The sequence below is a fragment of the Kineosporia sp. A_224 genome (assembly GCF_002198655.1).
GTDB lineage: Bacteria > Actinomycetota > Actinomycetes > Actinomycetales > Kineosporiaceae > R-H-3.
The window spans coordinates 1-8368 of the sequence record NZ_MWLN01000134.1 but is presented as its reverse complement, the minus strand read 5'-3'; the positions used below and the strand labels follow the sequence as shown (position 1 = coordinate 8368).

The following is an 8368-nucleotide window of genomic DNA, read 5'->3' as shown; positions in this document are numbered from 1 at the left end:
CCCCCGGCGCCGTCGCCCCGCAGCACGGCCGGCCCGCCAACGGCGTCGCGCCGGCCGTCGTCCCGGCCCGGCCGGTGGCCCGCCCGGGTGCCACGGTGACGAGCCGGACGCCGACCGGCGGCGCCCCGGGCGCGACCGTCCGCCAGGGCTGAGCCCGCGCCCGACCCCGCACCGACCCCCTGGACGCCGCACCCTCGCGGACAGGGGAAACTAGAGGCATGACCCTGCGCGGACTGCTCGACGCCGTCCGGTCCGAGCCGGGGGTCGCCGCCCTCGTCGAGACCGCCCTGACCGGCTCGGTGGCCGCCCTCGACGTCGTGGCCCCCACGGGGGTCCGACCGCTCGCCGTCGCCGCCCTCGCCGCCGCCGCACCGACCGGCGCCGGCCGCCCCGTGCTGCTCGTCACCGCCACCGGCCGCGAGGCCGAGGACCTCGCCGCCGCGCTGCGCTGCTACCTCGACCCCGAGACCGTCGTGGAGTTCCCGGCCTGGGAGACGCTGCCGCACGAGCGGCTCTCCCCGCGCGCCGACACCGTCGGCAAGCGGCTCGCGGTGCTGCGCCGGCTCGCCCACCCGCGCGAGGACGACCCGGTCGCCGGCCGGGTCAGCGTCGTCGTCGCCCCCGTCCGCGCCGTCATGCAGCCCGTCGTCCGGGGCCTCGGGGACCTCACGCCGGTCGGCCTGCAGCCCGGCCAGGACGCCGACCTCGACGAGGTCGTCGAGGCGCTCGCCGGCGCCGCCTACTCGCGCGTCGACATGGTCGAGCGGCGCGGGGAGTTCGCCGTCCGCGGCGGCATCCTCGACGTCTTCCCGCCGACCGAGGACCACCCGCTGCGCGTGGAGTTCTGGGGCGACACGGTCGAGGAGGTCCGCTGGTTCTCCGTCGCGGACCAGCGCTCGCTCGAGGTCGCGGAGAACGGGCTGTGGGCCCCGCCGTGCCGTGAGGTACTGCTCACGGACGCCGTCCGGGCCCGGGCCGAGTCGCTCGTGCCCGTGCTGCCGGGCGTCGCCGACATGCTCGCCAAGATCGCCGCCGGGGTCGCCGTCGAGGGCATGGAGTCCCTCGCGCCGGTCCTCGTCGACGGCATGGAGCCGTTGCTCGACCTGCTCCCCGCCGGGGCGGTCGTCGTCCTCGTCGACCCGGAGAAGGTCCGCTCCCGCGCGCACGACCTCGTCGCGACGAGCGACGAGTTCCTCGCGGCCTCGTGGGCGAACGCGTCCGCGGGCAACGCCGTCCCGGTCGACCTGTCCGCGCTGCCCGCGGACGCCGTCCCCGCCGGGCTCGCCGAGGCCGACCTCGCCGAGTCCTCGTACTGGACCCTCTCGCGGCTGCGCGAGCACGCCCGGACGACGTCCCGCCCCTGGTGGTCGATCACGTCGCTCGCCCGGGACGCCGACCTCGTCGACGAGATGGACGTCGCGCTCGGCGACGACGCGGACGTCATCCGGATCGGCGCCCGCGAGGTCGACGGCTACGCGGGGGAGACCGAGAAGGCGCTCGCCGACCTGCGCGCCCTGGTCTCGGCCGGCTGGCGGGTCGTCGCGACGACCGAGGGCCCCGGCCCGGCCAAGCGGATGGTCGAGGTGCTCTCCGGTGCCGACGTCCCGGCCCGGCTGGAGACCGGGGTGGACGCCGCCCCCGAGCCCGGTGTCGTCCACGTGACGACGGCGTCGATCGACCACGGCTTCATCGCCGAGGACCTGCGGCTCGCGCTGCTCACCGAGACCGACATCTCCGGCAGCCGCTCGGCGACCAAGGACATGCGCCGGCTGCCGAGCCGGCGGCGCAACGTCGTCGACCCGCTCCAGCTGCGGCCGGGGGACTTCGTCGTCCACGAGCAGCACGGCGTCGGCAAGTACGTCGAGATGATGCAGCGCACCGTCGGCGGCGCGACGCGCGAGTACCTCGTCATCGAGTACGCGCCGTCCAAGCGCGGGCAGCCGGGCGACCGGCTCTTCGTGCCGAGCGACTCGCTCGACCAGGTGACCCGCTACGTCGGCGGCGAGCTCCCCGGGCTCAACAAGATGGGCGGCTCGGACTGGCAGAAGACCAAGGGCCGCGCCCGCAAGGCCGTCAAGCAGATCGCCGGTGAGCTGATCCGGCTCTACTCGGCGCGGATGGCCTCGGTGGGGCACGCGTTCGGGCCGGACACGCCGTGGCAGCGCGAGCTCGAGGACGCCTTCCCGTACGTCGAGACGCCCGACCAGCTCGCGTGCATCGACGAGGTCAAGAACGACATGGAGAAGACGGTCCCGATGGACCGGCTCATCTGCGGCGACGTCGGCTACGGCAAGACCGAGATCGCCGTCCGCGCGGCCTTCAAGGCGGTGCAGGAGGGCAAGCAGGTCGCCGTCCTCGTGCCGACCACTCTCCTCGTGCAGCAGCACTTCGAGACGCTCACCGAGCGGTACGCGAACTTCCCCGTCGTCGTCAAGGCGCTGTCCCGGTTCCAGACCGACGGCCAGGCGAACGCCGTCCTCGCCGGGCTCGCCGACGGCAGCGTCGACGTCGTCATCGGCACCCACCGGCTGCTCGGCGGGGAGGTGCGGTTCAAGGACCTCGGGCTCATCGTCGTCGACGAGGAGCAGCGCTTCGGCGTGGAGCACAAGGAGAAGCTCAAGCAGATGCGGACGAACGTCGACGTCCTCGCGATGTCGGCGACCCCGATCCCGCGCACGCTCGAGATGGCCGTGACCGGCATCCGGGAGATGTCGACGCTCGCGACCCCGCCGGAGGAGCGGCACCCGGTGCTCACCTTCGTCGGTGCCTACGACGAGAAGCAGATCGGTGCCGCGATCCGCCGCGAGCTGCTGCGCGAGGGCCAGGTCTTCTACATCCACAACAAGGTCGACTCGATCGAGCGGGCCGCGGCCCGGATCCGTGAGCTCGTCCCCGAGGCCCGGGTCGAGACCGCCCACGGCAAGATGGGCGAGCACCGGCTCGAGCAGGTCATCGTCGACTTCTGGGAGAAGCGGTTCGACGTCCTCGTCTGCACGACGATCGTCGAGACCGGCCTCGACATCTCGAACGCGAACACGCTCATCCTCGAGCGCGCCGACCTGCTGGGCCTGTCCCAGCTGCACCAGCTGCGCGGCCGGGTCGGCCGCGGCCGCGAGCGTGCGTACGCGTACTTCCTCTACCCGCCGGAGCGCCCGCTCACCGAGACCGCGCACGACCGGCTCACGACGATCGCGCAGCACACCGACCTCGGCGCCGGCATGCAGATCGCCATGAAGGACCTCGAGATCCGCGGCGCGGGCAACCTGCTCGGCGGCGAGCAGTCCGGGTTCATCGAGGGCGTCGGCTTCGACCTCTACGTGCGCCTCGTCGGCGAGGCCGTCGCCGAGTACAAGGGCGAGGCCGACGCCGAGGTCGCCGAGATGAAGGTCGACCTGCCCGTCGACGCGCACCTGCCGCACGAGTACGTGCCGGGGGAGCGGCTGCGTCTCGAGGCGTACCGCAAGATCGCCGAGGTGACGTCGCCCGAGCAGCTCCAGGGCGTGCGCGAGGAGCTCGAGGACCGGTACGGCGCGCTGCCGACCCCGGTCGAGAACCTGCTCGCGGTGGCCCGGTTCCGGCTGCTCGCCCGCAAGGCCGGGCTCACCGACGTCGGCGTCCAGGGCAACCACGTCCGCTTCGGCCCGGTCGACCTGCCGGACTCGGCGCAGCTGCGCCTCAAGCGGCTCTACCCCGGCACGCTCCTCAAGGAGGCGACCCGCACGGTCCTCGTGCCGCGCCCCATGACGGCCCGCGTCGGCGGCCAGCCGCTGCGCGACACCGCCGTCCTCGACTGGGCCACCCAGCTCGTCGAGGCGGTCTTCCTCGGCTCGATCGCCGCCGGGGCCGGGGTGGCCGCGGCGAGCCGCTGACCCGTACCCCAGCTCGTCACAAGAGCGCTCCAACGCGCGACACGCCGCCTCCGGCGCCCGTTCCTTTGTCCTGCGGTACGGGGACGACGGGGACGGCGCGCTCAGGCGGCCCGCCGGCGTCGCCCGAGCTCGGCCCGGCGGGCGCGGACGACGTCCCGGACGACGTCGACGACCCAGCCGGGCTCGAACATCACGTGCTCCCAGGCGAAACGCAGCACCTCCCACCGGGCGCGGACGAGCTCGTCGTACCGCGCGCAGTCGGCCGCGAAGGCTGCACGGGTGCCGTGGTAGCTGTACGAGTCACCCTCGACGACGAGGCGCAGCTGCGCGTCCGCGAGGTCGACCCGGGCCGACGAGGTCGGTGACGTGATCGTGACCTGCGGCGTGAACGACGTGAGCCCGGCGTCGAGGAGCTCGGCGCGCAGCGCGGACTCGAAGGGGTTGTCGGCGCGCTCGTCCGCGAGCAGGGCGATCCGGCGGGGCATCGCGGTGAACGGCCCGCGGAGCACGGCCGCGCCGGCCCGCAGCTCGTCGGCGAGCACGAGGTCCTGGCGCAGCGCGGAGTCGGCGACCGCGAGGGCCTCGCGGAACGGCATGACCGCGGCGCAGTCGAGGACCGTCCGCAGGGGCGTCGTCACCCCGCTCGGCGTGACGTCGTCCGGGGCGAGCGTCCTGAAGTGGTAGCGGACGCCGTCCGTGGCGGGTGGTCTCGCGCCCGCAGGGACCGTGACGTGGACGGCGTCCGGCGGCATCACCGTCTTCAGCCTCCAGTGCCGGGCAGCGCTGGCGTGCGAGACGACTCCGCGCGCGCGGACCGCCGCGGCCCGGGCAGGTGGCAGGCTCGGCAGCCCGTACACGCCGCGCGCCAGCCGGACGACGTCCCCCGCGGCGAGCGCCGCCTCGAGCCGGCGGCGGCTGACCCGGGCCAGGACACGTGCGGTCTCGGCCTGACCGCCCAGGCGGCGGACGACCTCAGCGACCGGAAGATCGTTCACGGCGGCGAGGATGCCGCGAACGGTGCGAGGGCGTCGTCCGTCGTCCACAGGCAGCACCCGACGACGCCGTCCGCGCCGAGTTGTCCACAGGCGCTGCGTACCGAGGAGCAAAGGAACGGCCGGCGAACGCGGCGTGTCGGGCGTTGGAGCGCTCTTGTGACGAGCTGGGGTACGGCGGTGCGGGGGTGGACGGCGGTGGGGCGGTGCGCGGCGCGGGTGCACCGGGCGGCTAGCATCGTCGCGGCATGGGACGAGAAGGGACCGTCGTGAGCAGCAGCACGCGCACCACCATCCGCAGGTTCGTCGCCGCCGTGTCGGTCGCCGGGGCCGTGCTCGCGGCATCCGGCTGCTCCGGCGCCGGGATCGACGCCGGCGCCGCGGCGATCGTCGGGGACCGGCGGATCTCCGTCGCCGAGCTCCAGACCGCGACGACCCAGATCAACGTGCTGGCCGATCCCGGCGGTGCAGCACCGGAGCGTCGTCTCGACCAGCGGACCGTCCTGTCCTTCCTCGTGACCGGTCCGTACTTCGTCGACGCGGCGACGCGTGCCAACGTCGGGGTGTCGCAGGCCGACGCGGAGCGGCTCTTCGAGGACTTCACGTACGAGAACCCGGTCACGAAGAAGGTCACGCGGTTCGTCGACCCGCTGACCGGGGCCACGACGCCGTCCGAGGCCGCCGTCACCGCAGTCCGCGGGGTCCTCGCGCGGCAGAACGTGCTGCCGCGGCAGGACGGCTCCGGTCCCACCGAGGCTCAGGCGGTGGCCACCCTGAACGACATCTCCAAGCAGCTCCAGGCCACGAAGGTCTCGGTCAACCCGCGCTACGGCACGCTGGAGAAGGTCTTCGACCCGCAGGGCCAGGGTGTCTTCCCGGTCAACCCGTCCGACCCGGACTGGCTCGTGAAGTCCGCCGCGGAGCCGGCGGCGACGCTGCCGCCCGCACCCTGACCGGTCGCACCGGCCGGACGACGTGACGCAGCCCGGGGGCGAGCGCACCGACGAGCCCGTCGGCGAGGCCCTCGACGCGCACGTCGACGGCCGGGTCGTCATCCTCGTGACGAGCCCCCGGGTCGCGCCGGGCCTGCTGTCGTGGCCCGCGTGGGAGGCGCTCACGGAGGCCGGCACGGTCCTCGCCGCCGGCCTCGAACCCGGCTGGCCCGAGGCGCTCGCGGACGCCGGCGTCGCCGTCGAGGACCTCGCGGACGTCCCCGTCGCGGAGCGCGCGGGCCGGCTGCTCGAGGCGTCGGACGGCGGCCGCACGGTCGTGTGGCTCGGCTCGCCGGACGGCGACCCCGGGCTCACGGACGCGCTCGCCGAGCACCTGACCCGGCGGGCCGTCGCGAGCCGGCCGCCCGAGGTCGAGCTGGTCACCGGCTCGCACGACGTCCCGGGCTCGCGGCTGCTCGACCTCGTCGCCGTCATGGACACCCTGCGCTCGCCGGGGGGCTGCCCCTGGGACGCCGAGCAGACCCACGAGTCGCTCCTGCCGTACCTGCTCGAGGAGTCTCACGAGGTCATGGAGGCGGTCGAGCTGGGGGACCGCGCGCACCTGCGCGAGGAGCTCGGCGACCTGCTCCTGCAGGTGGCGTTCCACGCCCGGGTCGCGCAGGAGCACCCCGCCGAGCCGTTCGGCATCGACGAGGTCGCGGCGGGCATCGTCGCCAAGCTCGTGAGCCGGCACCCGCACGTCTTCGCGGACGTCGACGCCGGCACGGCGGACGAGGTCGAGCGCAACTGGGAGACGATCAAGGCCGCCGAGAAGCAGCGGACCGGCGTCTTCGAGGGCATCCCCGCGGCGCTGCCCGCGCTCGCGCGGGCGCAGAAGATGCTCGGCCGGGTCGAGAAGCAGCGGCCCGCCGCGGCGGCTGACGTCGAGCCGGACCCCGGGACGCCGCAGGGCCGGGTCGCAGCCGACCTGCTCGCCGTCGTCCGCGCCGCCCGGTCCGAGGGCGTCGACGCCGAGGCGGCGCTGCGGGCGGCGCTGAACCAGGCCGTGGCCCGGGTCGACGGGCCGGCCGGCTGATCTCCCCGGCTGACCTCCCGGCTGACGTCCCACCGGCACCTCGGTTCCTCCTGCGTCACAGCCGTCCCGGCGTGTCCGTCACGGCGCGCCGTGGCGACACGCCGTCCTCCCCTGTTCGCCTTACGTGTGCGAATGACTACGAAGCGCTACCGTCCCGGAAGGGACCGTCCCGCTCCGTCCGCCATCCGCCCGCTCCTCCCTGGCCCGGGCCGGCACCCGCGGGGCGGCCTGGGCTGACGGAGGACGAATGACGACGGACCGTGGGGACAGGACCGCCCCGGGCTGGGTCGCGGGGCACCGCCGCACCATCGCGGCCGCGGTCTGCCTCGCCGTGTCGGCAGCCGCGTGCGCCGCCTACGTCGCGCGCCCGCACTACGAGGCCCGCGGCACCGTGCTCGTCGTCGCGAACCCGGTGTACGTCGCCGCCGACGCCACCGCGGTCGCCCCGCGAGCGCTGGCCACCAAGGCGCTGAAGATCCCCGCCGGGGTCTCGGTGGCCGTCGAGCCGGGGCCGGCCTCGGTGCTGCGGATCACCGTCACCGCGGGGGACTCCGTCACGGCGCAGGACGTCGCGAACGCCGTCCTCGACACGGGCCTGCCGGCCGCGCTGCGGCTGCAGGTCGCCGAAGGACTGCGCGTGCGCAGGGCAGCGGGTGCCGCGGCGCCGAAGGTCACCGCCGCCGAGGTCGACGCCGCGATGGCCGAGTACCGGCTGCGGGTCGTCACGGTCACCCGGGCCCTCGGGACGACGCCGTCGGGTGCCGAGGCCGTCCAGGCCGTCGCGGTCGCCCAGGTCGGCGGGCTTCCCGCCGCGACGATGGACCCGGCCGTCGCGAGCCGGCTCGTCGTCGACGCCCTGCAGGGCGACGCGCTCGACACCGTCCGGGGCGGGCGTTCCGCCGGGGTCGAGGTGCGTGCCGCGGGCGGTCCCGCGGTCGGGGTCGCGGTCGACGCCGGCTCCGCGCAGACCGCCGGCGGCGTGGCCCGGGACGTCGTCGCCGCCGCGTCGTCGCCCCTCGAGCGCCTGCTCCGCAGCAGCGGCCTGCCCGCGCAGACCCTCGTCCTCCAGCCGTACGTGACCCCGCTCCCGGTCCGGACCCGGCCCGCCCCGCCGTGGTGGCTCACCACGCTGCTGGTTCTCGTCGCGCTCGGGTCGGCCGGCGCCGTCCTGCTCGACCGCAGGGACCGGGCCCGCACCCGCCCGGCGCGCAGCGCGCGTCCGCTCGGTGCGTCCCGGCGCTCCGGGCGCGGCTCGCGGGCGTTCGCGCCGCAGCCGGCGGCCCCCGGCTACGAGCCGCTGCCCCTGCCGGTCGGCGTCCTGGCCGGGCCGGCGGGTGAGCCGGTCCTGGCGGGGCCGACGGGCCCGTCCGGCCCCGGCGCGCGGCCGGACTGGTCGCCGCTGCGGATCTCGGAGTGGTCCGGTGCGCCCGCCGCGGACGGTGTCGAGCGCGTCGCCCTGCAGGGCGTCGACGACGAGCC

At 75.5% G+C, this 8368-nt stretch carries 5 protein-coding genes; 4 read left to right on the top strand and 1 reads right to left on the bottom strand.

The window, feature by feature from the left end; translation table 11 throughout:
• Positions 1 to 218 precede the first annotated feature (218 nt).
• Positions 219 to 3869 (top strand): transcription-repair coupling factor, encoded by a 3651-nt coding sequence (mfd, locus tag EDJALFJO_RS12205; protein ID WP_088285549.1) that lies wholly within the window; start codon positions 219 to 221, stop codon positions 3867 to 3869.
• A 101-nt stretch (positions 3870 to 3970) separates the two neighbouring features.
• Here the strand turns inward: mfd and EDJALFJO_RS12200 are convergent, their stop codons facing one another.
• The gene (locus EDJALFJO_RS12200; RefSeq protein WP_088285547.1) at positions 3971 to 4864 is read right to left on the bottom strand and encodes a DUF559 domain-containing protein; all 894 of its coding nucleotides are present in this window, start codon (positions 4862 to 4864) and stop codon (positions 3971 to 3973) included.
• Positions 4865 to 5130: 266 nt separating this feature from the next.
• Between EDJALFJO_RS12200 and EDJALFJO_RS12195 the strand changes: the two genes are divergently transcribed.
• The 3 genes from EDJALFJO_RS12195 to EDJALFJO_RS12185 form a co-directional block, all read left to right on the top strand.
• Positions 5131 to 5814, top strand: coding sequence for a hypothetical protein (locus EDJALFJO_RS12195; protein ID WP_088285545.1), 684 nt, complete (start codon positions 5131 to 5133; stop codon positions 5812 to 5814).
• 22 nt (positions 5815 to 5836) lie between these two features.
• Positions 5837 to 6889 carry a MazG family protein gene (locus tag EDJALFJO_RS35565; RefSeq protein ID WP_088285543.1) on the top strand — a complete coding sequence of 351 codons (1053 nt, stop codon included), beginning with the start codon at positions 5837 to 5839 and terminating at the stop codon, positions 6887 to 6889.
• A gap of 247 nt (positions 6890 to 7136) precedes the next feature.
• The coding region (locus EDJALFJO_RS12185; protein WP_143448534.1) for a hypothetical protein at positions 7137 to 8368 on the top strand (1232 nt) is incomplete at its 3' end.

Excerpts from the sequence above, each read along its gene's own strand:
- mfd (WP_088285549.1), top strand. The coding sequence starts at position 219 with ATGACCCTGCGCGGACTGCTCGACGCCGTCCGGTCCGAGCCGGGGGTC.